A 24,922-nucleotide genomic window follows, 5' to 3' on the forward strand; every position below is an offset into this window, starting at 1 on the left:
CCGGCCGCAAAACCAGCCGAGCACCCCGTCACCCCGTCCAAAAAGTCCCCCCACGCAACCACCCAAAAGACTCAAGAACACCTTAAAAGCCGAGTTCTTGAAATCGGGCGTTCGCGAGCCTCCGGGTGGAGCACGGCCGGCACTCGGCGCGCCTGGGAGGTGGAACCGGACCTTGACGGCGAAACGTGTCCAGAGATCTTTCGCGGCCGGAGTAACGCCGGTTTCCTTGAATCGGGGTCTCGGATGCCGCGGTGACCCCGATTTGGGCGGTCAACTCGCACGGCCCCTGACGCCGGAGGGCGTATCCAGCGATCAGCGTCTCGGGAGCGGGTATGACGTTCGCATGAGGATGCGCTTCGACGGCTGGATCGCGGGCCTCGGCACCGCAAGCGGAACCCGGCTGGTGCTGGGGCATTGGCCGGTTTCGCCGTTCGGTCCGGTCAGCGACGTCATGATCGAGCACGCCGACGGCCGCCGCGAGCTGCTCGCCCCGACCGCGGAGTTCGGCCGGTTCGTCGCCGAGACGTACTCGTTCGGCGAGGTGCGCACGGCGCCGATCAAGGTCGGCCGCTCCGGGCCGGTCTGGGTCGTCGAGGCCGGCCCGCTCACGCTGCGGCTCACCACCGGCGGCCGCGGGCCGCTCGGTCTCCTGCTGCGTGCCGTGCCGCCGCCGCTGGCCCGGCAACTGCCCTGGGTCCGGCTGATCGACCGGCCCGCCCGGCTCCTGCCCGGCGTGCGCACCTACGGCACCGCCGGAAACAACCGCCGCGAGTGGTACGCCGTCCAGGACCTGCACCGGATCACCGCGGCCACCGCCATGCTGGACGGCACCGACCTCGGCCGCCTCACCGAGGTCCACCCGCCGGTGCGCTTCGGCTTCGGCTCCACGCCCCGGACGCCGGCCCTGGCCCGCGTCACCACCACGGTCGAGCTACCCGCCTCAGATGCACTGCCGCCCCGGGACCCATCGCTCGGCGCGCGCTGAAGCCGCATCGCCGCAGCCATCCGTCGCCACAGTGGTTTGTCGCCGCAGCGGTTTGTCGCCGCAGCGGTTTGTCGCCGCAGCGGTTTGTCGCCACAGCGGTTTGTCGCCGCAGCGGTTCGGTGCCGCAGTGGTCAGGAGTGGACGACCGCGACGGTGGTGGCGCTGTGCCGTAGGAGGTGCTGGCTCACTGAGCCGAGCAGCATGCCGCGGACCGCGCCGCGGCCGCGGGTGCCGACCACCAGCATCTGGGCCGTGGCGCTCGCCGCTGTCAGGGCCGCCGCCGGGTGTTCCACCGCTAGCTCGGGCACGATCTCGAGCTGCGGGTACTTCTCCTGCCAGCCGACGAGGAGCTCGGCCAGCGGCGCGCGATCGCTCTCCGGATCGGTGGCGACCGCACCCGGGGTGACCTCCCAGGGGCTGGAGACCGGCGTCCGGGCGTGGATCACCCGGAGCGGGACACCGCGCGCGTCCGCCAGCTCGGCGGCGTAGGCGAGCGCGGACTGCGCCGACTCCGAGCCGTCGATGCCGACCACGATCGGCGCCGTCGCCCGGGCGTCGCCGCGGACCACGGTCACCGGGCAGGAGGCATGCGCGCTGACCGCGACGCTGACCGAACCGAGCAGGCCGGTCACGTCGCTGTGACCACGGCTGCCGAGCACGATGAGGCCGGCCTCGGTGGAGCGTTCGACGAGGGCGCCGGCGGCGCTCGCCCGTTCGATGCTGATCCGGGTGCGGACCTCGGGATGGGTGAGCCGCGCGGTGGTGACCGCCTCGTCGAGCATGCCGTTGACGGCGCGGTCGGTCTCACCGCCGGGCCAGACCGGGGGCGCCGCGATCGTGGACACGGCCGGCGCCCAGCTCGGCCACTCGTAGGCGAAGAAGAACTCGACGACCGCGCCGGTGCGGGCGGCCTCGTCGAGGGCCCAGGCCGCGGCGGCCTTGGAGTCGGCGGAACGGTCGTAGCCGACGATGATTTTCTTGGCGGTCATGACAGGCGCCCCTTTCAGGTCTCCTGTCATCCTCACGAAGCTCGATGTCACCGGGCAGGGTCCGCAGTTACTCCAGGTCGGGCCGAAAGTCCCGTCAGCCGAATCTCGAAGCCGTCGACTCCCGCCGGTGCGCGGGCCGGCCGGGGTGCGCGGAGCGCTGTGCAGGGCGCGCGAAGTCCTGCCCGGGACGCGCGAAGTCCTGCCCGGGACGCGCGAAGTCCTGCGCGGGGCGGGCCAAGTCCTGCGCGGGCCGGGCGGGTTGCCTCGCGGGGCGGGCGGAGCGGGAAGCAGCGGCGCGCCGCACCGCCCACATCCCGGCGGCACCCGCCATCACGGCGGCGGCCAGCAGGGCTGGCAGGAGCCATCGCGGGACACCCCCGCTCGGACCGGCCGCGATCGTGCCGGCGATCCAGTCGCTGATGTTGTCGACGCGGGCGCTGTCGTCGCCGCCCTCGTGCGGGCAGCTCGGGCCCGAGCTCACCACCGCGACCAGCACCGGCGGCCGGCCCTTCGGCTGGCGGAAGTACGGGCCGCCCGAGTCGTGCAGGCACGGGCTGGTGTTCCGGTGCGGGGCGCGGCCGGACGTCACGATCAGGTCGTGGCCGACGCCGGCCACGGTGAACTGGCCGGTCTGCAGGCGGCTCGCCGGGCTCGCGTCGTCGTCGGCCAGGAGCCCGAACCCGGCCAGCCGCACCGTCTCGCCGACCTTCGGCTCCTCGACCGCGATCGACAGCGGCGTGATGCCGGTGACCTCGGTCTCGAGCTCGGCCAGGGCCACGTCGGTGGTGTCCGACTGCTTCACCGCGACGATGTCGACCACCTGGCCGCCCGAGCCGGCCACCTCGGTGCGGCCGATGGTTGCGGTGGTGCGCCGGGCGACCGGGTGGCTGACCCGCTTGCCGTCGCGATCGCGGAAGCAGTGCCCGGCGGTGAGCACCCAGCGCGGCGCGATGAGCGCGCCGGAGCAGGAGCTGTCCCGGGTGCCGCCGCCGTCGGCCGGCAACCCGGTCATGGTGAGCAGGGCCGCGAACGGATACGCGCCGGCGCGCGCGTCCTGGCCGTTGGCGATCGCCTCGGCCGGCCCGCCGCCCGCCGCCACGACGCCCGTGGCCACGAGCAGGACCACCAGAGTCTTGCGCAGGATCATCGACACGGACCCATGGTGTTGATCCGGCTGTCTGGCGGCTGTCATCGCCGTACTTATGAATTCTTTATCTTTGCTGTGCCAGGGTGGCGGCGTGCGTGTGCTGGTGGCGGAGGACGAGAAGCTGATGGCCGACACGGTCGCCGAGGGGCTGCGGCGGCTGTCGATGGCGGTCGATGTGGTTTACGACGGGGAGAGCGCCCTGGAACGGCTGGGCGTCAACCGGTACGACGTGGCGGTGCTCGATCGGGACATGCCCGGCCGCACCGGCGACGAGGTGTGCCGGTGGATGGCCGCGTCCGGGCTCACCACCCGGGTGCTGCTGCTGACCGCCGCGGCCGGCATCCGCGACCGCGTCGAGGGCCTGGGGCTCGGCGCCGACGACTACCTGACCAAGCCGTTCGCGTTCGCCGAGCTGGTCGCCCGGTTGCAGGCGCTGTCCCGGCGGGCGGTGCAGGCGCTGCCGCCGGTGCTGGAACAGGACGGGGTCGTCCTCGACGTCACCCGGCACACCGCCGCCCGCGACGGGCAGGTGCTGGCCCTCTCCCCCAAGGAGTTCGCCGTGCTGCACGTGCTGCTGCGGGCCGGCGGCCGGGTGGTCAGCGCCGAGGAACTCCTGGAACAGGCCTGGGACGAGAACACCGACCCCTTCACCAATACGGTACGGATGACGGTCATGACGTTGCGCCGCAAGCTCGGCGACCCACCGGTGATCCACACCGTGCCGCGCACCGGATACCGGCTCGGCTCATGAGCATGCGCTCCCCGGCCCGCCGGATCCTCGTACTCTGCGCGGTCCTTCTGCTCGCCGCGCAGTTCGCGCGCCCCGCGGTCGACGAACTGCTCCAGTTGGCGCGCGACTTCGGACCGACCTGGTGTGTGGACGGCCCCGCCCTCGCCTGCCGCTTCCCCGGCCTCGTGACCATCCCCGCCGTCGCCGCCGTGCTGCTGCTCATGCTGGCCGCGTGCTGGCTGGTGATCAGCTGGTGCCTGCGGCCGATCCTCGACCTGGTGCCGGTCATCGCGAACGTGGGCCCGCAGAACCTCGGCCACCGCCTGCGCCCCGGCGCCGGCCACGACGAGCTGGCCGTGCTGGGCCGGGCGATCGACGAGATGATGGACCGGATCGCGATCGGCTACGAAGCGCAGCGCCGGTTCGCCGCCGACGCGTCGCACGAGCTGCGCACCCCGCTCGCCGTGCAGCGCACGCTGATCGAGGTCAGCATGGCCCGCACACTCACCGACGACCAGCTCACCCTGCTCACCGCGCAGTTGCTGGAGACCAACGAACGCAACGAACGCCTGATCGAGGGCCTGCTGGTGCTGGCCGAGAGCGACCGCGGCCTGCTGGCCCGGGCCCCGCTGCGCCTGGACGAGATCGTGGCCGCGATAGTCGACCGGCATCAGCCCGGCGCCGCCGAGGTCGGCATCACGATCAGCACCGAGCTGCGCCCCCGCCTGGTGCTGGGCGAACAGGTGCTGCTGGAACGCCTGGTCAGCAACCTGGTGCAGAACGCGATCAAATACAACCGCAAGGACGGCACGGTCACCATCGAGGTGGGCAACGAGCCGGCCCTGACCGTGACGAACACCGGCGACGACGTACCCCCGGACGAGGTGTCGGCCCTGTTCGAGCCGTTCCGCCGTCGCAACGCCGCCCGAATCGACCACAGCGGCGGCGCGGGCCTGGGCCTGTCGATCGCCCGCTCGATAACCCGGGCCCACGACGGCATGATCGCCGCCTCCTCAACGGGCCACGACGGCCTCCGGGTCCAGGTCTCTTTACCCCCAGCGCCCCACCTGGGGCAGTGATCCTCATGCACGGCTCGATGACGAGCCCGCCCACCGGGCCGATGCACTGAACTGCTTGATATGCGTGTCACCCGCCGAATACGGCAGCCGGATCGCCGGTATACCAGACGTTCTCGATGATCATCCGCCGTACGACCCATCGCTCCCGGTCACGGACGAGGTCGACGTCATACCGGTTCGTCAGCAACGCGTGGACGGTGTGGTCTGCGGTGAGCAGATGCTGGGCCGCAACGATTGCGGTCAACGAGGCACGGTCGCCGTCGATGCGCATCCGCGGGTTCGTGACGACGTGCGTCGTGTCCACGCGGCCGGCAACATGGCAAGGATCGTGTCGACGATGGCGTCGCGTCCGGTCATCACCGGGACGTCCGCGCCCCATCGACTCGCGGCGGGACGGAAGTCCAGTTCGGCGGATTCGGCGAACGCAGAGGCCAAGAGGTCGCGATCAGCGAGGTCCTGTCCGAGGCCGAAACGGTATAAGGCGTCGACTATTTCGATCCGGTCGCGCAGATCGGCGTCGGTCGCGCCCGCCGACAGGGCGCGGTCTTCGGTGACGTACATGGTCTCCACGATCACGGTCCGGCGAGCGCGAAACAACGCCGACTCATGCAACGATCGTGAAGCAGGGCTTCACGATGGAGGAGGGAACCTTGGAACGACAGGAGATCGAGGTGTTCCTCGCCCTCGCCGAGGAACTGCACTTCGGCCGCGCCGGTCAGCGGCTCGGCGTCACGACCACGCGGGTGAGCCAAGTCGTTCGCGCGCTCGAACGACGCGTCGGCGCGCAGTTGTTCGAACGGACCAGCCGCCGGGTGACGCTGACCCCGACCGGCCGTCAGCTGCACGAGGACCTCAAACCGGCGTACGACCAGGTCCTCGCGGCGGTGGCGCGGGCCGTCGCACACGGCCGCGGGCTCACCGGCACGCTGCGGGTCGGCTACGTCGGTGCGGCGGCCGGCCGGCTTGTCATGACCGCGGCGACTCGGTTTCGGCTCGGCCGGCCCGACTGTGCGGTCGAGGCCCGCGAGGTCCAGGTAAGTGACGCCGCCGAGCGCCTGCACGCGGACGAGATCGACGTGCTCGTCGGCTGCTTCCCGCTGGACGGGCCGGGGCTCACCTCCGGCCCCGCTCTGCTGTCCGAGCCGCGGATGCTCGCCGTCCCGGCCGGTCATCCGTTCGCGCGGACCGCATCCCTGTCGGTCGAGGATCTCGCCCGCGTCCGCCTCGTCAGGGCGCCGTGCTCACTCCCGTCGGTCGGCACCGCCGGATCTGCCGGTGGTGACGGCCCCGTCGCCGAGACGTTCCAGGAGGTGCTGACGCTCGTCGGCGCGGGCCGAGGGACCTTCGTCGTCGGCGAGCACGCCGCCCGCCTCTACGCCCGTCCCGACCTGGTCTACATCCCGCTCCGGGACGCGCCGCCGCTGGACTGGGGTCCGGTGTGGCCGACCGCGCGGGAGACGGCGCGGGTCCGCGCCTTCGTAACCGCTGCGGTCGAGTCCGCCCGTGCTGCGGTATGACGACCCGACCTTGGCGTCGACGCCCTTGCTTATCCATCCACCGTCGGTAATATCTCCGTGTTTTGCCAGCAGCGGGGAGGAACCACCACATGCGATGGAAGTTGTCAGCCGGCGTCCTGATGGCGCTGGCCTTTTTGATTCCGGCGGCGCCGGCGTCGGCACAGACCGGGCCGCCCGGGCTCAATGAGGCCTGCCAGACGGTCGAGCGTAAACCCTACAAGGACATCCGCGAGCTGGTCACCATCGATCTGGACACCGCCACCGATACCGAGGTGCGGATTCTGGCCAACCAGATCCTGGCGACGGCAACGGCCGAGTCGTTGCCCGTTCTGCCTGGTGCGGTGCAGGAACGGCTGGACGGCACCGCGGATGAACTGCGGGCATTCCTCAAGGCGGGCGTGCAGAGCGCGTGGACCGCGGACCTGCGGGTCTCCGTGTACCGGACGCTGACGGATGGCGGCGCCAACGTGCAGGCGGCTGCCCAGAAGGCGCTCGACACCGGAACCATCGATGCCTATCTGGCCTACCTGAACGACGGCCTGTACGCCGCACGTGCGCTCGACTGCGCGACTCCGCCAACCGTGGCACCGAGCGACACGTCCAGCGCACCGGCGACCCCTACCTCCTCCGCCGGCCAGGGCACTTCCGGTGGCGAGGGCGGCGGTGGGCTGCCGTTGACCGGTGCCAACACCCGGGTCGTGGCTGGCATCGGCGGTGTCCTTCTTCTCCTCGGCGGCATCGGCTACCTGTTCGGACGCCGGCGCCGGTCCCGTTTCGTGGCATAACTGACGGTCACCAACCCATGGTCCCGGGGGCGCCCTTGAACGGGCCGGTGATGTCCGCGGTTATCCAGCCGCCGTAGAAGTCGCCGTCCTGTGGCCGGACCAGTTCGCCGGCCACCCGGCACTCGTCGACCCGGCTCGGATAGAAGGCGACCGCTCCGGCGATCTCGGCGTACGCGGGTGAAGGGTGTTGGTAGGACCAGCCGGCCTGTTGCACCCGGGTGTCGCCGACGACGAGGTCCCAGTAGTCGGCGACACCCTTGAACTCGCAGTACGACCGGCCGGTGCCGGGCTCCAGCACACCATCGGCGATGCCGTCGCGAGGCACGTAGTAGACCGGTGGGTGCGAGGTTTCCAGGACCCGCCAGCACCGGTCGCTGTCGACGATCACCTGCCCCGCGTGCACGACCGTCACCCGGGCGCCGGTGCGCTCCAGGCGCGGCGGGCGCGGGTAGTCCCAGACCGATTCCATCGGCCCAGCTTGACACTGCAGGCTGGAGTGCGGGTGAACCGAGCCGGTTATCCCGCGCGCATCTCCCCCGGCCGGTACTCCGGAGGGATGGATGCGAAGCGTTGCACCTTGATGGTCCTGGCGGTGCTGCTGCCGCTGGCGGTCGGCGGCTGCAAAGGTGACCACCCGGTGGTGTCCCACTCATCGACCGAGGGGATCGACCGCTCGGCGGAAACGGCGTGTGCCACCTTTTCGGCCGGCTATCGACGAGCCGATACGACGGCCGAGCGGTTGAGACTTGCCGACGAGGTCGGGCGTTACGCCGGGCGGAGCGACAACGGGGCGATCTCCGGCGGGGCCGGGCTGGTCGGCCGCAGCGCCAACCGCGGTGACAACTCGTGGCAGGCGGCGTCCGGCCAACTGCTCCGCGCCTGCCGCGCCGCCGGCTGGAAACCCGTGTGATGATCGCGCTGTGGAACCAATTCTGAGCGCGATGTCGTGGCTCAACGAGCCGCCGGAGTGGTCCGATCAGGCCGGCGTCATCCAGGTCGTCACGGGGCTGAAGACGGACTTCTGGCGGCGCACGTTCTACGGCTACATCACCGACAACGGGCATTTCTATCACCGGCCGGTGACCGGCGACTTCACCGCCGAGGTGGTGGTCTCGGCCGGCCACTCGGCGCTGTTCGATCAGGCCGGGCTGATGCTGCGGGCCGACGAGCGCACCTGGCTGAAGACCGGGCTCGAGGTCACGTCCGGCGCCGTGCAGCTCAGCACGGTGCTCACCCGCGACGACTCCGACCTGTCCGTGGTGCCGGTGCCCGAGTACCGGGGCGAGCTGGTGCTGCGGCTGACCCGGTTCGGTTCCGCGGTCTGCGTGCACCGCGGCGACGGGAACGGGTCCTGGCAACTGGTCCGGCTCGGCCATCTGGATCTGCCGGAGACGGTCGACGTCGGGGTGATGTGCTGCTCGCCGGAGCGGGCCGGGTTGGAGGTCACGTTCCGTGACTTCCGGGTCGGCGAGCCGATCTCGCGCGACGGCCTCGAGTGACTGTCCGATCAAAGGCACGGAGGCTTTCTTGAGTACGGATCTGACGGTCGCCGTCGCGGACGGGGTGGCCCTGGTCGAGATGCGCCGGCCGCCCGCGAATCACGTCGACGAGGCGCTGCTCGGCCGGCTCGTCGACGCCGCCCTGGCCCTGGACGACGACCCCGCCTGCCGGGTGATCGTGCTGGCCTCGGCGGGCAAGCACTTCTGCGCGGGCGCGGATCTCGGCGACGGCGAATTCGTCCAGGACCGGGCGGCCGCGGCGGAAGGGCTTTACCGGCACGCTGCGCGGCTTTTCGGCGTACGGACCCCGATCGTCGCCGCCGTGCAGGGCAGCGCCGTCGGCGGCGGGCTCGGACTCGCCTGCGCGGCCGATTTCCGGGTCGCCGAGGCGTCGACCCGGTTCGTGGCGAACTTCGCCCGGCTCGGTTTCCACCAGGGCTTCGGACTGAGCGTCACGTTGCCGGACCTGGTCGGGCGGCAGGCCGCGGCGGACATGCTGCTGACCGCCCGGCGGGTGGGCGGCGAGGAGGCCGTACGCCTCGGTCTGGCCGACCGCCTCGCCGAGCCGGGCCTGGTCCGGGAGGCCGCCGGTGAGCTGGCCCGGCAAATCGCCGAATCGGCGCCGCTGGCGGTGCGCTCGATCCGGGCGACGCTGCGCGGCGACCTGGCAGCCCGGGTGCGGCAGGCCCTCGACCACGAGCTGGCCGAGCAGCGGGTGCTGTGGGCGACCCGGGACAGCGGCGAGGGCATCGCCGCCAGCCTGGAAAGACGTAGCCCGGCTTTCATTGGCGAGTAGCGCCGTCAGGGTGCGACGGCGTGGTGGTCGGGCCGGTCCAGCACCCGGTGCTCGGCGGTGAAGATCGCCTCGGCCACCAGCTTGCGGACGTGCTGGTCTGCGAGCGTGTAAAGCACCCGCCGACCGTCCCGGCGCGTCGCGACCAGGCCGGCCAGCCGCAACTTGGCCAGATGCTGCGACACCGCGGGACGGGCGGCGCCGACCGCTTCGGTCAGCGTCGTGACGTCCTGCTCTCCGTCGAGCAGGCGGACCGCCAGCCGCAGCCGGGTGACGTCGCCCAGGAGAGCCAGCGCGACCGCGGCCGCCGCCACGACACTCTCGGCCGGTCCGGCTTCCCAGGAGCGTCCAGGTGCGTACATGAGCACATGGTAGGCGGTGGTCAGAGCCCGGCCGCCGCCAGTCGATCGCGCCGCTCGTGCGACAGGTCGCTGTGGTGGCCGCCGCCCGGGTGGCTGTCCGGGTCGACGTGCACGGTGGCGCCGGTCAGGCGGGGCACGTGGTGGGCGAGCTGGTGCTCGGCATCGGCGGCGATCTCGTGGGCGTCGACCAGGCTGAGGCTCCGGTCGACGACGATGGTGGCCTCGGCGTGCATCCGGTGGCCGATCCAGCGCAGTCGCAGCCCGGCCAGGTCGCGGACGCCGGGGATCGCACGCAGCGCCAGCTCGGCCTGGTCGACGAGTTCCGGATCGACCCGGTCCATCAGCCGGCGGCAGACCTCGCGGGCGGCGTCCTTCAGCACGAACGCGATCGCGACCGTGATGGCCAGACCGACGACCGGGTCGGCCCAGCTCCAGCCGAGCCAGGCGCCGGCCGCGGCCAGCACGACGGCGAGGGAGGTGAATCCGTCGGTGCGCGCATGCAGACCGTCGGCGACCAGGGCGGCCGAGCCGATTCGGCGGCCGACCGTGATGCGGTAGCGGGCGACGATCTCGTTGCCGGCAAAGCCGATCAGCCCGGCCGCGAACACCCACGGCAGATGACTCATCGTCTGTGGACGGACCAGACGCTCGGTCGCGAACCAGGCGGCCAGGACCGAGGACCCGGCGATGACCAGCACGATGATGACGCCGGCGAGGTCCTCGGCCCGGCCGAAACCATAGGTGTACGCCCGGGTGGCGGCCCGGCGGCCCAGCCAGAACGCGATGCCGAGCGGCACGGCGGTCAGCGCGTCGGCCACGTTGTGCAGCGTGTCGCCGAGCAGCGCGACCGAGCCGGAGAGGACGACGATCACGACTTGCAGGGCAGCCGTGGCGGCGAGGACGCCCAGCGAGATCCACAGCGCCCGCATGCCCTCGCGGGAGGCCTCGAGGGCCGGGTCGACCTTGTCGGCGGTGTCGTGCGAGTGCGGCGTGATCAGGTGCCGCACCCGGTGACCGAGGCCGCCGTGGCGATCGTGATGCTCATGCTCGGACATAGGAGCCTTCACGTGATAGGTGGTCGACGACAGTCCCGCCATCATATGTGCTCATGTACGCACGCGACAATCTTGCAAATGCCATCGACCTGCAGGAGCCATCCCGGGATGCGTCCGGTCGCCGAACCCGGCACACTGCCGGGGATGAACGGTGAGCCGACCCTCGACGGGAATCCCGATCCGACCGGAGCCGAGCTTCTCCTCGGTGGCCGTTACCGGCTCATCCGCACGGTCGGTGAAGGTGGCATGGCGGTCGTCTGGGAAGCCCGCGACGACGTTCTCGCTCGCACCGTGGCGGTTAAGCTGCTGGGCCCCGGCTACGCCGATGACCCCGGCTCCCGGGATCGGATCCGGCGCGAAGCGCAGGCGGCCGCGGCGATCGCGCATCCGAACATCGCCCAGGTGCACGACTACGGCGAGGCCTCGGAGAAGACCGGCGCCGTTCTGCCGTACGTGGTGATGGAGTACGTGCCCGGCGGGACGCTGCTTCAGCGAATGAGCCTCGGTCCGCTGACGCCCCGGTTCGCCCTGCGGGTCGGCGCGGAGGTCGCCGCCGCGCTCGCCGCCGCCCACGCCGAAGGGCTCGTGCACCGGGACGTCAAACCCGCCAACGTCATGCTGGGGCCGACCGGGGCCAAGGTGGTCGACTTCGGCATCGCCGCCGCGATCACCCCGGCCGGGCACGGCACCGACGACGAGATGATCTACGGAACACCGGCTTACCTGGCGCCGGAACGGCTGCTCAACGACGCCGTCGAGCCGGCTTCCGACGTCTACGCCCTCGGCGTGCTTCTGCACCTGCTGCTCACCGGTCGCTCGCCGTGGACGATCGAGGACACCACCGAGATGCTGTCGGCGCACATCTATCTGGATCCGCCGCCGCTGCCGCCACTGCCCGGCGTGCCCGATTACGTCATCGGACTGGGCAACCGCTGCCTGCTGAAGGACCCGACCATGCGGCCGAGCGCCCGGGAGGCCGCGGCGTTGCTCGCCCGCGGCGCCGGCCTGCGTGCCGACGTCGACGACGACCGACCGGCGCATGTGGTCACGGCCCTGACGATGGAGGCCGCTCCGCCCGGGCCGGCCGAGCCGATACCGGCTCGGCCGGCCCCGGCCGAGCGCCGGCGGAACCGCCTCATCGCCCGGTGCGCCGCCGCGGTGCTCTTGGTCGCCGCGGCGGGCGCCGCCGTCTGGCAGATGCTGCCGCACGGATCGACCGCGGCACGATCGGCGCCACCGCCCGCGCTCACCTCACCGGGGCCGGAGCAGCCACCGCTACCGGCAGCGACCGGCCGCGGGACGGCGGCGACCCCCGCGGCCAACCCGAGATCCAGCCTGCGGACCGCCCGGACAGCGGTGACGAGCACGGCGCCGCCCGCCGCGCCACCGGTCCCGGCGACAAGCAGCCCCAAGACCACGGCCACGGTGCCGGGGCCGCCCGCGGAGCAAACGTTCACGTCCGACGCCGGTTCGTTGCGCGCCACCTGCCCATCGGCCGCGGCGTCGCAGATCCTCTCGGCCACGGCCACCAAGCCTTACAAAACCGCCGCCAGCGACCTCGGCCCCGGATCAGCAGCGTCGGTCACGTTCAAGCACGGCAACGTGACCGTCACCATGACCGTCACCTGTGCGCAGGGCGTGCCCTCGGCGCAGACGACATGAGACCGTCGGGAACCTGACCCGAGTCGTGCTGACGACGATGACCGGCGACGGTTCGGCCTAGCATGGGCAGCGTTGGTGGGGTGAGGCTCATGACCAGGAGCTTTCTGCCGTCGCGTGACGGCTTTACGTTCGTCAACACCTGGCCGCGCCAGCCGGCCCTGACACTCCGGACCCCGTTCGGGCCGGTCGGGATCGGCAACGCCGCGGGCGGACTCTGCGGCGGCATGGTGTTCGCCGCGCTCGACTACTGGCACGCCGGGGTCGAACTGCCGGCCGAGCGCCCGGGGGCAGATCACCCGCTCTACAAGTTCTTCGTGCGCCGGCTGATCCAGTCGTGGCGGATGCCGATCGGCATCCTGCGGTACTACCGGTGGATGATCCTCCCCGACTCCGGCGCCACCGCGCGGACGCTCGAGGTGCAGTGGGCGCGGATCGCCGAGGACCTCGACCGCTCGATGCCGGTGCCGCTGGGCGTGGTGACGGTGGCCTCGAAGGATCCGCGGCAACTCGCGCTGAACCATCAGGTGCTGGCGGTCGGCTACCGCCAGGACGGCAGTCGCATCACGATTCAGGTGTACGACCCGAACCGCGGCCCGCGCGACGACACCTTCATCGCCTTCGACGCCGGCGCGCCCGACCGGGCGACATCGTTCGAGCACAACGTCGGCATCGGCGACCGCCGGATCCGCGGCTTCTTCCGGGCCGGCTACCGACCGAGCTCGGTACCGTCCTAGGAAGTCAGCCCAGGTCGTTCAGGATGGCGGTGCAGCTGCGCAGGACCACCTCGGCGGCGCGGCGACCGGCCGCGGTGGAGGCCGCGCGGGTCTGCTCGTGCCAGCGGCCGGCGGCCTCGGCGGCGACCGGCCACAGCTGCTCGGGCGGGGTCTCGGCCGGCAGACCCAGCCGTTCGGCGTGCGCGGCGCCCTCGCCACCGGCCAGCCGCCGCGCCTGGACGGCCAGCTCGGCCGGCAGCGTGACCCGGCCGGTGCGGAGCGCGGCGAGCAGCCGCACCTCACGGAACTCGTGCGCGCCGGCCACCAGGCGGTCCAGCTCGGCGGCGAGGTAGGCGGCCTGCGGCCGGCTCTCGGCGCGCAGCAGCTGGTCGAGGCCGATCAGCGCGGTCCGCGCCTTGAGCACGTCACGCCGGGCGGTGAACAGGTCGCCGACCGACGCCTGCAGCTCGGTCAGCCCACTCTGCCGCACCAGCTGGGCGGCGAGCGCGGCCCGGTTCCGCGAGCCGGTGCGCACGAGCGTGGTGGCCAGCCGCACGCCGCCGAGCCCGAGCCGCCGCAGCAGGTCCGCGCGCTGCTGCACCGGAACGGGAAGATCAGCGCCGGTGAACCGGTCGGTGGACAGCAGGGCCGCATCGGCGTCGGCCCGGGGCAGGGCGGCCAGCGCGGCGACCGTCGCGAACTCCGGTTCGCGCAGGCTCCGCCCGGCCAGCGCGGTCTGCGCGGACAACGCGAGCACGTCCTGGCAGAGCGCGGCGACCTGCGGCTCCTTCCGCCTGCGGCGAGCGATCCGCCGGGCGGCGAGCAGCGCATCGGGCCGGCCACCGGCGGCTTCATCGGCCCGGGACAGAACCACCATCAGGTGTACGGGTAACGCGCCCGTCGCCCGGCCCAGGTGCGCCCGTTGCAGCGTGGCGAGGTCGTCGTCGCCCAGGTGCCGGGTGACGTAGAGCGTCGCATCGGCGTCGTCGGTCTCGAGGCTGCCCGCGTCGAGCAGTCGGGTGTGCCGCAGCGCGCGGCACGGCCACTCCACCACCACCTGGGAGATCTCGGCCCCGGCCCAGTCCTCGTCGCCGGCCCAGTCCTCAGCCGGCCCGGCGACGACGTGGCCCGGGGTGGCCCGCTGCATCGGCGCGGACCACGGCGGCGCGGCCGGCCGGATCACCCGCGCCAGCGGCCGCGGCCCGTCGTGGAACCAGACCGGCGCCCCGGGCGCACCGGCCACCACCACGGGTGCCACGTCCTCGCCGATCAGGGCGCTGACCACGGTGGACCGGCCGGCGCCGGGCGGGCCGGTCACGGCCAGTCGCAGCGGCTCGGCCAGGCGCTCGCGGTGCCGGCGCAGCCAGGCCTCGGCGCGCTCGTGGCCCCGGAACACGCTCGCGGCATCGTCGAGAAGCCGGCCCGCCCGCTCGGCCAGCGCCGCCCCGGTCACCCCGGCCCCGGCATCAGGGCCAGGGCCTGTTTCTGCAGCCCGGCCAGCCGGATGAGCTCCTGCTCGGTGCGCCGCGCCTGGCCCTCGCGCACCGCCGCCTCGCGTTCGGCGTCGGCCTTGGCGCTGCGCAGCGACTCGATGATCGCTTCCTGCAGATCCTCGGTGACGGCGGTGAAGTGGTCACGCAGGGCGCGCTGGATACGGCGTACCGAATCCTTGGTGTCTTTGGCCAGGCCCACGAAGATCTCGTCGACGTGTTGCCGCACGGTGGCCCGGGCCGCCGCCTGGCGGCGCCGCAGCAGCGACTTGCCCTCCTCGCGGATGCTCTTGCCGCCGAAGAGGGCGCCGCCGCTCAGCGAGATCGGGTTGATCAGCGACATCCCGGTGAGGCTGGTGACCAGGCCGACCATCAGCACGCCGCCGTAGGATCCGCGCAGGCCGGTGAACAGCTTCTGGGTCATCGTGAACCGCTCCACCTGCGGCGATTCGAGCTCGGTGACCCGATCGTTCGGGTCGTTCTGCACGCCCGGCACCCAGGTCGGCAGCACGTCGCCGAGCTCCGGCGGGAACTCCGCGGCCACCGCCCGGGCCAGCCACTCGGCGCGGTCGCCGAGCCAGTTCAGGCTGGTCTGCGCGACCTCCAGCAGGGCCTCCCGCAGCCACTGCTCGAACTCGTCCCACACCCGCAGCGGATCGGAGTCGGTGAACGTCTCGTCGGCGCGGGCGATCACCGCGCGGGTGCGCTCGCGCAGGTCGTGCTCGATGTCCGACATCAGGTCGGCCACCTCGTCGGACAGTCGCGTCTGCCAGCGGGTGGTGCATCGGCGCAGCTCGTCGAGGCGGCGCTGGGTGTCGTGCAGGCGTTTGACCGCGTGCGAGGTCTCGCTCTCGGCGCGCTGGGCGTCGAGGTCGTCGCGCAGCACGACGGCGAGCCGCTCGGTGACGGTGCGGCCGAGCACCCCGACGGTGGCCCGGGCCAGCCCGTCGGGCTTGGCCGCCACGGTCGCCTCGAGCAGGCCGATCAGGGCGGGGAAGCCGGACTCGCCGTTGAGCGCGGCGTCGCCGGTCTGCACCGCGCGGGCGCGCAGCGTGGCCGAGAGCGGGACGACGGTGGCCGGCACCCCCGCCTGCACCAGCCGCATCCGGCTCGCCTCCAGACCGCGCCGCCAGTGCGCCGCGTAGTCGGTCTTCGTATACGCCACCACCAGGCTCGGGAACAGCCGGGCCAGGTCGGCCAGCACCGTCACCTCGGCGTCGCTCAGCTCGCGGCCCGCCTCGCAGGCGAACAGCACCAGGTCGGCGCGGCTGTCGGTGGCCAGCTCGCGCAGCCGGGCGACCGCGGCGGGCGCGGCGGTGGGCAGGCCGGGCAGCGGCGGCGTGTCGATGAGCTGCAGCCCGGTGGCGAGCAGCGCCCGGGGCACGCCGACGTCGGCATGCAGGCGGCCGGCCATCGTGGCGGGCTGGATCGCGACGGTCTCGGTCAGCGCGTCGGCCAGCCGGTCCAGCGCGAGCGGGATGTGCTCCTGCGGGCCGGCGTCAGGTGTCCAGGCCGCCTCGGGCGAGGCCCGCACGATGAGGTGGGCGGTCGGCGCCTCGGTGTGCCGCACCACGGTCGGGACCGTGGTGCCCCGGCCCTCGCCGACCACACACACCGGGGCATTGATCAGCGCGTTGATAAGCTGGCTCTTGCCCTGCCCGGCGGCGCCGACCACGAGCACCCGCAGATGCGGGTGCAGCAGTTGGGCGCGGCGCTGCCAGAGCCAGGCCACCAGGTCGGTCCGCCCGTGCTCCTGGCAGGTCCGGATCGTCGCGTCGAGCACGTCCAGCCACAGCGACGCCGGAGCGGCGGTCGCGGACAGGGCGCCCAGTTCCGTCCGGCCCGGCCGGACGGGGGAGGTCGGACCCGCATAGGCCGTGGGTCCGGCCTCCCATCTCTGCATCAGACGCCTTTCCCTGGGCTCAGAAGTCGAGACCGGCCAGTCCGCCGAGCAGGCCGTGGCCGTCGTGGGCGTGGTCCGGGGCGACCGTGCCGGTCACGCCACCCAGGACGCCGGACACGGAGTGGTCGACGCCGGAGATGGTGCTGTCCACGACCGAGCTGTCGGGCAGCAGGCCACCCGTCAGGTCCGGGCCGAGAACGGAGCCGACGACCGAAGAGGTTGCCCCGTGCACCCCGGAGACGTCAAGGTCGATCGATCCGGTGACGGTGTTGACGGTGGTGTCGAGCGAGCCGGTCAGGCCCGCCGACACGTGCGGGACCACGCTCTCGACGCCGTAGGTCACGTCGGTCACGGCGTGGTGGTCCACCGGCGCGGTGACCGCCACGCCCGCATCCAGACCGGCCCCCGGGTCCTGGCCGAACAGCCCCCCGATGCCGTGGAAGCCGCCCAAACTGTCGAGCCCACCGGCACCGTGGAAGCCGGAGTTGCCGCCGTCGCCGTGGAAGCTCAGGCCGCCGCCGAGCACGCCGGACACCAGGTGGTCGGCCGTCACCGTCACCGCGCCGGCCGCCGCCACGTTGAGGTCGCCGGTGACGTGCGAGGCGGTGCCGCCGAGCTGCGCCGTGATGGTCTGCAGGTGCGCGGCCGCGCCGGCGATGTCGAGGTTGGCCACGCCGGTGGTCAGGCTGTCCACCTGGGAAACGCCGTCGATGCTGCTCAGACCCTGCAGCGGGGCGAAGTCGAGCACGAGCGGAAGCACGTCCTGCACGTCGGCGGCGGTCACGTCGCCGAGCCCGGCCTCCTGCAGTGTGCCGTGCGGGTCGACCTCGAAGGCGTCCCGGGCGACCGGGTCGTAGATCAGGTTGAGGACGAAGTCCTGCAACGTGGGGGATGACTCCATGGGCGGTTGTCTCCTGTCTGACGAGCTTGCCGACGACGTTATGGGCCGGGCCGTCCCGGGGGGATCGGGGACGGCTCCCCCATCGGCGGTTAGGGGATTGCCGGGAAACGCCCACCCCGGCGTTGGGGGTTTGGGGGATCGAACGGCATGATTTTGGGGGAAGACCCCCGGATGCCCGGTCTGGTACGAACATGTGGTCCCCCGACAGGCCACCGACTGTCCGATGGCGAGGAGCCACTACGTGCCGTACCTGCTGGGCGTCGACATCGGATCCGGCACCGCCCGGACAGCGGTGTGCCGGCGCTCTTCCGACCTGGTCGGGTGGGGTCCACCCGAGCCGGCGCCGGCCGATGTCCCGCCCGCCCTCGGCGGGCTGTTCCGGCGATGCGGCGACGAGGTGCCGGTGTTCACCGACGAACTGTTCGTGACGCCGCAGGCACTCCTGGTCGAGCAGGCGCGGGGCGCGGCCGACGCGGTCTGGGCACGTGAACAGGAAGCGCCCGACGGCATCGCCCTGGCCTACCCGACCAGCTGGGGTCCAGGCCGGCTCGGTCTGCTGCGGGCGGCGCTCGGCGACGCCGGGATGAGCGATGTGGTGCTGATGACCCGCGCCCGCGCCGTGGTCGAGCGCCACCGGGCCACCGGGCGGCACCCGGCCGAGGGCCGGCCGGTCGCGGTCTGCCGGATCGGCGGGCTCGGCACCGAGGTGTCGCTGGTCATCCCGGGCGGCCCAGGGCGGTTAGAGCTCCTGGCCGCCGCCGAGGACGACGAGGTCGGCGGCGATGACCTGGCCGAGGGCGGGCCGGTCGAGAGCCGCGCGGTCCTGGCCGTGGTGCTGGGTCTATTGCGGCGCACCGCCCGCACGGCCGGCGTCGACCTCGGCGACCTGTCCGCGGTGCTGCTGGCCGGCGGCGGCACGACCCGGCCGATCGTGGCCGAGGTCCTCGCCGAGGCGATCGCGGCGCCGGTGCTGCGTGACGACGATCCTCGGCACACGATCGCGTGCGGCGCCGCGGTGTCCCTGCGCCCGGCTCCCATCCCGCGACCCACCCCGCCACCGCGGCCCTTCCCTCTTCTGCAGTCGACTCCGGCCGGACCGGATGCCGGGCCGGCGGCGCTGCCCACCGATCTGGTGCCGGTCGCCGCTGAGCTAGTCACCGCTGGGCCGGCCGTCGCCGGGCCGGCCGTCGCCGGTGCCGGGCCGGGAACGCCGCCGCCCCGTCCGCCGCTGCATGTCGCCGGGCCGGAGGTGGGACGCCGATGAGCGACCAGCTGCGCATCCAGCTTCTTGGCGACGCCCGGGCCGACCCCGCCGCACCGATCGCCGCCGCCGTCTGCGCGCCCGGCGGCTTCGGCAAGTCGACGCTGCTCGCCGAGCTCTCCCAGGTCTATGCCGAGGCCGGCACCCGCGACACTGCGCTGCTCGTCGACGACGCGCACCGCCTCGGCGACGACCGCCTGCACGAGCTGGCCGAGCTGGCCGAGAAACCGGCGGCCCGGCTGATCGTGGCCTACCGCCCGTGGCCACGCCCGGCGGCGCTGACCCGGCTGGCCGAGGTGCTGCGCCGGAACCGGCCGGTGACGACTCTCCCGGCGCTGACCGTCGACGAGATCCGGGACATGCCTCGTGGGCTGGCGGGATTCATCGCCGCGTTCACCGGTGGCGTCCCGCGCTACGTCTCCCGCCTGGTGCCCACGCTCACCGGCCCGGAACCGCCGGCCCGGGTCCCGGCCGCGGCGCTGGCGCCGTTCGCGCCGGAGCTCGACGAGCTCGGCCCCGATCTGCGCACGCTGCTGCTGGCGGTCGAGGCCGGCGGCTCGTTCGACCTGATCGCGACGCTGCTCGGCGCCGACCAGCAGGCGGTCGCCGAGCTGGTCGCGGCGGGCCAGGCGACCGGGATGCTGACCGGCCGCGGTGAGCTGATCCCGCTGGCCCGCTACGCGATCGCCGCGCTCGGCCCGATCGCCCAGCGCGTCGGCGTGCGCCAGCGCCTGGCCGAGCTGCAGATGGCCCGCGGCGGCCCGGTGCTGCCGCTGGTGCGGCATCTGCTGCCCGAACGCGCCGAGGGAGCCACGGCGGCGCCGGCCGGCCTGGGCCCGGCGTTCGAGGCGGCCGGCGAGGAGGCACTCGGCAACGACCCGGCCCTGGCCGCCCGGCTGTTCGCGGCCGCGGCCGAGGCAGGCCGCCCGGCCGCGGCCCGGCGCGCGCTGGCCACCGCCCTCACCGGCGACCTCGACCTGGCCGCCCGCCTCGCCGACCGCACCGTGGCCACCGGATCACCCGCGCAGCAGGCCGAGGCCGCCTACGTGGCCGCCGTGGCCCTGACCCACCGCGGCCAGCTCGACCGAGCCGCCGACCTGCTGCGCTGGACCGGGCCGGGCCCGGGCGCAAACTTCCGCGCCGTCGCACTGACCGGAACCGGCCAGGTCGACGACAGCCGGCACGACGAGGGCAGGCCCAGAAGCAGCCGGAACGACGAAGGCCGGCGCGACGATGACCGGTCCCGCGAAGACAGACCCACCAACGGCCGCAATAACGGAGACGGTCTCGGCAACGACCGGACCCGCGAAGGTGGACGCGACAACAGCCGGACCAGCGAAGACCGGCCTGGCAACGACCGGCCCCGCGAGGGCGGACTCGGCGACAGCCGGACCAGTGAAGACGGGCCTGGCAACAATCGGACCCGCGAGGGCGGACTCGGCAACACCCGGACCGGCGAAGACGGGCCTGGCAACAATCGGACCCGCGAGGGCGGACCGGGCGACAGTCGGGCCGGCGAAAGCTGGCCTGGCGAGGGCCGGCGCAGCGACGGCGGGGTCGACCGAGGTCTCTCGTTTGCCGATGGGCCGCCGACGCTGCTGCATGCCACCGCCGGCCTGATGGCCCGGGGCGTGCGCGAGTCGCTCACCGACGCGCCGGCCGCTGCGTTGTCCACCCTGGTCCAGGCGGCGTCGGTGCTGGAACCGGCCGGTGTCGGGGTGCTGCTTCCGGACAGCCCGGCGGCGCTGGCCGCGCTGGTCGGGCTGCACAGCGCTGACCTGGACGTTGCCGAGGCAACGCTGGAGCGGGCGGTGGCCGCCGGGCTCGGTGGGCCGCTGCTCGCACCGCGCCACCTGCTGCTGCAGGCCTGGTGCCGGATGCTGCGCGGGCAGCTCGCCGGGGCCGGCCGGTTGGTCACCGAGGCGGCCGCGGCCGGCGGGCGGGACGGGGGCTTCGCCGCCGCGGGTGGGCGGGACCGGCTGTTCGCCGCCGGGCTGCGGGTGGGTCTGGCCCGGCGCGACAGCGATCTAGTCGGTCTGCGCGCCATCTGGCCGGATGCCTGCCAGATCCTGATCGGGCAGCCGGTCGACCTGTTCATGCTGCTTCCGCTGGGCGAGCTCGCCGTCGCCGCGGCCCGCCTGGGCGAGCACCGCCGGGTGGCCACCCACCTCGCCGAGGCCGGGCGGCTGCTCGACCGGCTCGGCGACCCGCCGCTGTGGAGCGCCCCGCTGCACTGGAGCCGGCTGCACGCGGCGATCCTGGCCGAGGAACCGGACGAGGCGCAGCGGCAGGCCGCATCGCTCGACCGGATGCGCGGCGCCGGGCCCTACCCGGCGGCGCTGGCCGCGGCGGCACAGGGCTGGCTGGCGGTGCTGACCGACCGGATCGACCCGGACCAGGTCGAGGTGGCCGCCCGCGATCTGGCCGCGCTCGGCCTGACCTGGGACGGCGCCCGGCTGGCCGGGCAGGCCGCGATCCGCACGACAGACCGCAAGGCGATGGCGCTGCTGCTCGACTGTGCCCGGACGATTCAGGGCCGGCCGGGCGCGACGGAACCGGGCGAGCCGGCCGAACAACTGCTCAGTGACCGGGAACGGGAGGTGGCCGCGCTGGTGCTGGCCGGTATGACGTACAAGCAGGTTGCGGACCGGCTCTATCTTTCGGCCAAGACCGTCGAGCACCACATCGCCCGCATCCGGCAGCGGCTCGGCTGCACCGACCGGCGGGAGCTGCTGGCCCGCCTGCGAGAGTTGCTGGCCGAGACCCCGGGAGCGGTGGCATGAAGCGATGGAGCGCGGGGCTGGCCCTGCTCGCCCTGCTCTGGCTGGCCGCCGCCTGGCCCGCCGTGAGTTCCGCCGTCGACCAGATCCGGCAGCGGAGCACCGCCGACCGGATCGGGCACGCGGTGGACGGGGTGGTGGTCGGCCTGCAGGCCGAACGCCGGATGTCGGCCACGCTGCGGGCCGGCGGCGACACCGCGCCGCTGACGGCCCAGCGCGCCCGGACCGACCGGGCCCGGACCGCGCTGGACGACGCGCGGGCGGGAAGGCTGATCACCGCCGACGCCGCCCGTTCGGTCGATGAGCTGCACCGCCGGCTCGACGGCCTCGGCGCCCTGCGCGGGCGGGTGGACGGTGGCCTGGCGTTGCGGGCCGACGTCGTGACCGGATACAGCCGGATCATCGAGGCCGGTCTCGGCGCGCCGTGGCTGCCGTCGGCGCAGACACTGGCCGCCCTCGGCCGGGCCCGGGAGGCGCTCGCCCAGGAGGACGCGCTGGTCACCGGGGCGCTGGCGACGACCGGCGTCACCGACACCGACCGGCTGCGGGTGGGCGCGCTGACCGGCGTCCGCCAGGCGAGCTCGGCCGCCCGGTACGAGCAGCTCGAGACCGTGGAGCGCCAGCTTCTGCTGCCCAAGGCCGGCGCGGCCGCGATCACCGGTGCGGCCTGGACCGCCGCCGCCGACCCGGCCATCGCCGACCTGCGCGCGGCCGAGGCCCGCGCCGATCAGCAGATGCTGGCGGCCACTCCGGGTTCGGTCGCCGCGATCGTCTACGCCGGGCTGATCGCCGGCGTCGGGCTGATCGCGGTGATCGGCGCGTTCCTGTTCGCCCGCCGGGTGACGCCGGAGAAGGCGGTTCCGGCCGCGGCCGCTCCCCCGGACACCAATCCGGCCCGCCAGGAACTGCTCCTCGACCTGCACCGGCGCAGCCAGCGCCTGGTGCATCGGCAGCTTCGCCTGCTCGACACCATGGAGCGGCGGCAGTCCGACGACGAGACGCTGGGCGACCTGTTCCGGGCCGACAACCTGGCCACCCGGATCCGGCGCAATGTGGAGAAGGCCATCACGCTGGCCGGCGGCACCCCCGGGCGGCGCTGGCGGCGGCCGATGCCGCTGGCCGAGGTGGCCCGCGGGGCCGGCGCCGAGATCGCCGACTACGTGCGGGTGTCGACCGGTCAGGTGGCCCCGGCCGGGCTGGCCGGCAGCGCGATCACCGACGTGATGCACCTGCTGGCCGAGCTGATCGACAACGCCACCACCTATTCCCCGCCGGACACCCGGGTGCGGGTGGGTGGCGTCCGGGACGCCGACGGCGGTTACACGTTCACCATCACCGACGTGGGGCCGGGCATGAGCGAGCTCGACCTCGCGACCGCCGAGGAGGTGATGGCCGACGAGGAACCGCCGGCGGACGGCGTCTGGTGGGGCTTCCACGCGATCGGCCGGTTCGCGGCCCGGCACGACATCACCGTCCGGCTCGAGGCGGGCGCGGGTGGTGGACTGGTCGCCACGGTGGTCCTGCCGGCCGACCTGATCACCGATCCCGGGGACGACGGCCCCGGGCCGGACGCGCCGCCATTGAGTAGGGTCGCCCGGATGCGCGCGCGGATCAACGAGGTGAGCGATGCGACCTCGACAACCGTAGATCTACCCGTGGTTGGCAGCCGCCGGAACCAGTGACACCGCACGAAAGACGGAGGCCCAGTGATCGACCGTTTCCTCGCCATGACCGATGTGGGTCCGCTCCTGGACGAGCTGGCCGCGGCGCTGCCCGGCACCGAGGCCGTGGTCCTGCTGTCCACCGACGGCCTCGAGCTGTCGATGGCGGCCGTCACCGACCCGGCAGCGGCCACCAACCTGGCCGCCGTCGCGGCCGGGCTGCACGCCGTGGCGGAGGCGGCCAACCGCAACAACGGCGGGCGGCGGGTCGATCAGTGCCTGGTCGAGACGGACTACCGGATGCTGGTCGTGCTGCCGGTGGCGCCCGGCGCGCTGCTCTCGGTGCTGTTCGACGCGGTCAGCGACCTGGCCGGCACCCGCGAGAAGATCGCCTGGTTCGCCGACCGGCTGAGCATCCGGCTGACCAACGCCGACCTGGTGCAGACTCCATGACCACGGCCGCCGAGGACGTCTGGTACGACGCCGAGGCCGGGCCGCTGGTCCGCCTCTACGCGCTCACCGGCGGCCGCACCGAGACCCAGGCCTCCGACTTCACGCTCGGCGCGATCGTGCAGCGGGTGCCCGGAAGGACCCCGGACGACGACCTGTCCCGGGAGCAGAAGACCATCGTCGGGCTGCTGCACAAGCCGGTGTCGGTGTCCGAGATCGCGGCCCGGCTGCACCTGCCGCTCGGCACCGTCCGGGTCATCCTCGGCGACCTGCGCGACGCCGGCCTGGTGGCCGTCCCGAAGTCCCGCGACGCCGCCGAGGCGCCCACCATGCAGCAACTGCAACGGCTGCTCAGCGGCCTCAACGCTCTTTAGGAAGGGACCACCGATGACCCGCCGCTCCCCCTCGGTGGTGCTGCTGGATGCGATGCTCGGCCTGGCCACCGCCGTGCAGAACGCCAATCTCCCGGGAAGCGGCAGCAAAAGCGGCAGCGGGAAGCCGCGCAGCCGGGCCGCCATCGTCTGGCTCGTCGCCGGCGTGCTGGTCGCGGCCGGCATCACTGCGCTGGTGGTGGGCGCCGTGCTGCGCACCCCGGACCACCTTGCCGACCTGCCACCGGGCGGGGTGGTCGCCGCGCCCGCCACGAGCACGCCCGCCGCCGCAACGCCGGCCACGACAAAGCCGTCGGCCACGCCCACCACGCCGGCCACGTCCGCTCCGCGCACTTCCCGCACGCCGGAGAAGACGGTGACGGCGAGCGTCCCGCCGTTGGCCGGCAAGGCGCACCTGGCCGCCGCCTACGCGACGCCCGGCGGACTGCTCGGCTACCGCGCCAACGTGACGGTCACCAGCGACGGGTCGGCCACCGCGGATGGCTGGACGCTGACCGTCACGATGCCGCGCTCGACCCTGCAGCTCTCGGCGGTCAGCGGCGCGACCGTCGAGCAGAACGGCACGGTGTGGACCTTCACGCCGACCGACGACACCCGGCGGATCCCGGCCGGGTCGTCGGCGGTGGTCGTCTTCGACGTGCTCGGCGCGACCCTCATCGACGCCAAGCCGACCGCCTGCCAGATCGGCGGGGAGTCGTGCACCGGCCTTAATTAAGAGTGTTGACAGTTTTCTCTGACATCCATCAGGCTCGATGCACTTGCTCCGAG

24 protein-coding genes and 1 pseudogene are annotated in these 24,922 nt (G+C 73.2%); 16 read left to right on the forward strand and 9 right to left on the reverse strand.

Features of this window, described 5'->3' with window-relative positions:
* Nucleotides 1-343: 343 nt before the first annotated feature.
* Nucleotides 344-985 carry a hypothetical protein gene (locus AB0E90_RS50260; RefSeq protein WP_360420745.1) on the forward strand — a complete coding sequence of 214 codons (642 nt, stop codon included), beginning with the start codon at nucleotides 344-346 and terminating at the stop codon, nucleotides 983-985.
* A gap of 131 nt (nucleotides 986-1,116) precedes the next feature.
* On the opposite strand, the gene AB0E90_RS50265 is transcribed toward AB0E90_RS50260, so the two are convergent.
* Nucleotides 1,117-1,974, reverse strand: a complete 858-nt coding sequence (locus tag AB0E90_RS50265) for a universal stress protein (protein ID WP_360420747.1) — start codon at nucleotides 1,972-1,974, stop codon at nucleotides 1,117-1,119.
* Between the two features lie 94 nt (nucleotides 1,975-2,068).
* Nucleotides 2,069-3,121 carry a trypsin-like serine protease gene (locus AB0E90_RS50270; protein WP_360420801.1) on the reverse strand — a complete coding sequence of 351 codons (1,053 nt, stop codon included), beginning with the start codon at nucleotides 3,119-3,121 and terminating at the stop codon, nucleotides 2,069-2,071.
* A 91-nt stretch (nucleotides 3,122-3,212) separates the two neighbouring features.
* Here AB0E90_RS50270 and AB0E90_RS50275 point away from each other — a divergent pair, with 91 nt between their 5' ends.
* The gene (locus AB0E90_RS50275; protein ID WP_360420749.1) at nucleotides 3,213-3,872 is read left to right on the forward strand and encodes a response regulator transcription factor; all 660 of its coding nucleotides are present in this window, start codon (nucleotides 3,213-3,215) and stop codon (nucleotides 3,870-3,872) included.
* Entirely contained in the window at nucleotides 3,869-4,930 is a 1,062-nt protein-coding gene (locus tag AB0E90_RS50280; RefSeq protein ID WP_360420751.1) for a HAMP domain-containing sensor histidine kinase, read from the forward strand. Before AB0E90_RS50275 ends, AB0E90_RS50280 begins: the two co-directional genes overlap by 4 nt.
* A gap of 67 nt (nucleotides 4,931-4,997) precedes the next feature.
* Here the strand turns inward: AB0E90_RS50280 and AB0E90_RS50285 are convergent.
* Nucleotides 4,998-5,491: pseudogene (locus AB0E90_RS50285) on the reverse strand (nuclear transport factor 2 family protein).
* An 89-nt stretch (nucleotides 5,492-5,580) separates the two neighbouring features.
* On the opposite strand from AB0E90_RS50285, the gene AB0E90_RS50290 reads away from it, so the two are divergent.
* Nucleotides 5,581-6,447: a LysR family transcriptional regulator gene (locus AB0E90_RS50290; protein ID WP_360420753.1), complete on the forward strand. Its 867-nt coding sequence runs from the start codon at nucleotides 5,581-5,583 to the stop codon at nucleotides 6,445-6,447.
* A gap of 89 nt (nucleotides 6,448-6,536) precedes the next feature.
* A complete protein-coding gene (locus AB0E90_RS50295; RefSeq protein ID WP_360420803.1) occupies nucleotides 6,537-7,232 on the forward strand; it encodes an ALF repeat-containing protein in 696 nt (231 codons plus the stop codon).
* 7 nt (nucleotides 7,233-7,239) lie between these two features.
* Here the strand turns inward: AB0E90_RS50295 and AB0E90_RS50300 are convergent, their stop codons facing one another.
* The gene (locus AB0E90_RS50300; RefSeq protein ID WP_360420755.1) at nucleotides 7,240-7,701 is read right to left on the reverse strand and encodes a DUF427 domain-containing protein; all 462 of its coding nucleotides are present in this window, start codon (nucleotides 7,699-7,701) and stop codon (nucleotides 7,240-7,242) included.
* Between the two features lie 87 nt (nucleotides 7,702-7,788).
* On the opposite strand from AB0E90_RS50300, the gene AB0E90_RS50305 reads away from it, so the two are divergent.
* Genes AB0E90_RS50305 through AB0E90_RS50315 form a run of 3 tightly spaced genes read left to right on the forward strand, consistent with a single transcriptional unit; the run spans nucleotide 7,789 to nucleotide 9,527 of the window.
* On the forward strand, nucleotides 7,789-8,142 hold the full coding sequence (locus tag AB0E90_RS50305) for a hypothetical protein (RefSeq protein WP_360420757.1): 354 nt from the start codon (nucleotides 7,789-7,791) through the stop codon (nucleotides 8,140-8,142).
* Between the two features lie 10 nt (nucleotides 8,143-8,152).
* Nucleotides 8,153-8,731 (forward strand): DUF1349 domain-containing protein, encoded by a 579-nt coding sequence (locus AB0E90_RS50310; protein ID WP_360420759.1) that lies wholly within the window; start codon nucleotides 8,153-8,155, stop codon nucleotides 8,729-8,731.
* A 28-nt stretch (nucleotides 8,732-8,759) separates the two neighbouring features.
* Nucleotides 8,760-9,527, forward strand: a complete 768-nt coding sequence (locus AB0E90_RS50315; RefSeq protein WP_360420760.1) for an enoyl-CoA hydratase/isomerase family protein — start codon at nucleotides 8,760-8,762, stop codon at nucleotides 9,525-9,527.
* 5 nt (nucleotides 9,528-9,532) lie between these two features.
* On the opposite strand, the gene AB0E90_RS50320 is transcribed toward AB0E90_RS50315, so the two are convergent.
* Nucleotides 9,533-9,886 (reverse strand): metalloregulator ArsR/SmtB family transcription factor, encoded by a 354-nt coding sequence (locus AB0E90_RS50320; RefSeq protein ID WP_360420761.1) that lies wholly within the window; start codon nucleotides 9,884-9,886, stop codon nucleotides 9,533-9,535.
* A gap of 20 nt (nucleotides 9,887-9,906) precedes the next feature.
* On the reverse strand, nucleotides 9,907-10,941 hold the full coding sequence (locus AB0E90_RS50325; RefSeq protein ID WP_360420763.1) for a cation diffusion facilitator family transporter: 1,035 nt from the start codon (nucleotides 10,939-10,941) through the stop codon (nucleotides 9,907-9,909).
* A 144-nt stretch (nucleotides 10,942-11,085) separates the two neighbouring features.
* On the opposite strand from AB0E90_RS50325, the gene AB0E90_RS50330 reads away from it, so the two are divergent.
* On the forward strand, nucleotides 11,086-12,603 hold the full coding sequence (locus AB0E90_RS50330) for a protein kinase (protein ID WP_360420765.1): 1,518 nt from the start codon (nucleotides 11,086-11,088) through the stop codon (nucleotides 12,601-12,603).
* Between the two features lie 89 nt (nucleotides 12,604-12,692).
* Complete coding sequence (locus AB0E90_RS50335; RefSeq protein WP_360420767.1) at nucleotides 12,693-13,337, forward strand: hypothetical protein; 645 nt, start codon at nucleotides 12,693-12,695, stop codon at nucleotides 13,335-13,337.
* A gap of 4 nt (nucleotides 13,338-13,341) precedes the next feature.
* Here AB0E90_RS50335 and AB0E90_RS50340 read toward each other — a convergent pair whose 3' ends face one another.
* The 3 genes from AB0E90_RS50340 to AB0E90_RS50350 are packed head-to-tail and all read right to left on the reverse strand — an operon-like array spanning nucleotide 13,342 to nucleotide 17,610.
* Nucleotides 13,342-14,769, reverse strand: a complete 1,428-nt coding sequence (locus AB0E90_RS50340; protein WP_360420769.1) for a hypothetical protein — start codon at nucleotides 14,767-14,769, stop codon at nucleotides 13,342-13,344.
* Entirely contained in the window at nucleotides 14,766-16,709 is a 1,944-nt protein-coding gene (locus AB0E90_RS50345; protein WP_360420771.1) for a dynamin family protein, read from the reverse strand. Before AB0E90_RS50345 ends, AB0E90_RS50340 begins: the two co-directional genes overlap by 4 nt.
* A 19-nt stretch (nucleotides 16,710-16,728) precedes the next feature.
* Entirely contained in the window at nucleotides 16,729-17,610 is an 882-nt protein-coding gene (locus AB0E90_RS50350) for an IniB N-terminal domain-containing protein (RefSeq protein ID WP_360420773.1), read from the reverse strand.
* Nucleotides 17,611-17,833: 223 nt separating this feature from the next.
* Between AB0E90_RS50350 and AB0E90_RS50355 the strand changes: the two genes are divergently transcribed.
* From AB0E90_RS50355 to AB0E90_RS50380, 6 genes are read left to right on the forward strand one after another with little or no spacing between them, the layout of a single operon-like run.
* Complete coding sequence (locus AB0E90_RS50355) at nucleotides 17,834-18,874, forward strand: hypothetical protein (RefSeq protein WP_360420775.1); 1,041 nt, start codon at nucleotides 17,834-17,836, stop codon at nucleotides 18,872-18,874.
* Complete coding sequence (locus AB0E90_RS50360; protein ID WP_360420777.1) at nucleotides 18,871-21,654, forward strand: LuxR C-terminal-related transcriptional regulator; 2,784 nt, start codon at nucleotides 18,871-18,873, stop codon at nucleotides 21,652-21,654. The genes AB0E90_RS50355 and AB0E90_RS50360 overlap by 4 nt, the downstream gene beginning before the upstream one ends.
* Nucleotides 21,651-23,333 carry a nitrate- and nitrite sensing domain-containing protein gene (locus AB0E90_RS50365; RefSeq protein ID WP_360420779.1) on the forward strand — a complete coding sequence of 561 codons (1,683 nt, stop codon included), beginning with the start codon at nucleotides 21,651-21,653 and terminating at the stop codon, nucleotides 23,331-23,333. The genes AB0E90_RS50360 and AB0E90_RS50365 overlap by 4 nt, the downstream gene beginning before the upstream one ends.
* 24 nt (nucleotides 23,334-23,357) lie before the next feature.
* Complete coding sequence (locus AB0E90_RS50370; RefSeq protein WP_360420781.1) at nucleotides 23,358-23,765, forward strand: roadblock/LC7 domain-containing protein; 408 nt, start codon at nucleotides 23,358-23,360, stop codon at nucleotides 23,763-23,765.
* Nucleotides 23,762-24,136: a DUF742 domain-containing protein gene (locus AB0E90_RS50375; protein WP_360420783.1), complete on the forward strand. Its 375-nt coding sequence runs from the start codon at nucleotides 23,762-23,764 to the stop codon at nucleotides 24,134-24,136. The genes AB0E90_RS50370 and AB0E90_RS50375 overlap by 4 nt, the downstream gene beginning before the upstream one ends.
* 13 nt (nucleotides 24,137-24,149) lie before the next feature.
* Entirely contained in the window at nucleotides 24,150-24,869 is a 720-nt protein-coding gene (locus AB0E90_RS50380; RefSeq protein ID WP_360420785.1) for a cellulose binding domain-containing protein, read from the forward strand.
* Nucleotides 24,870-24,922: the final 53 nt, after the last annotated feature.

Origin of the sequence: Actinoplanes sp. NPDC026619, assembly GCF_040638295.1 — a bacterium.
In the GTDB taxonomy this organism is placed as follows: Bacteria; Actinomycetota; Actinomycetes; order Mycobacteriales; family Micromonosporaceae; genus Actinoplanes.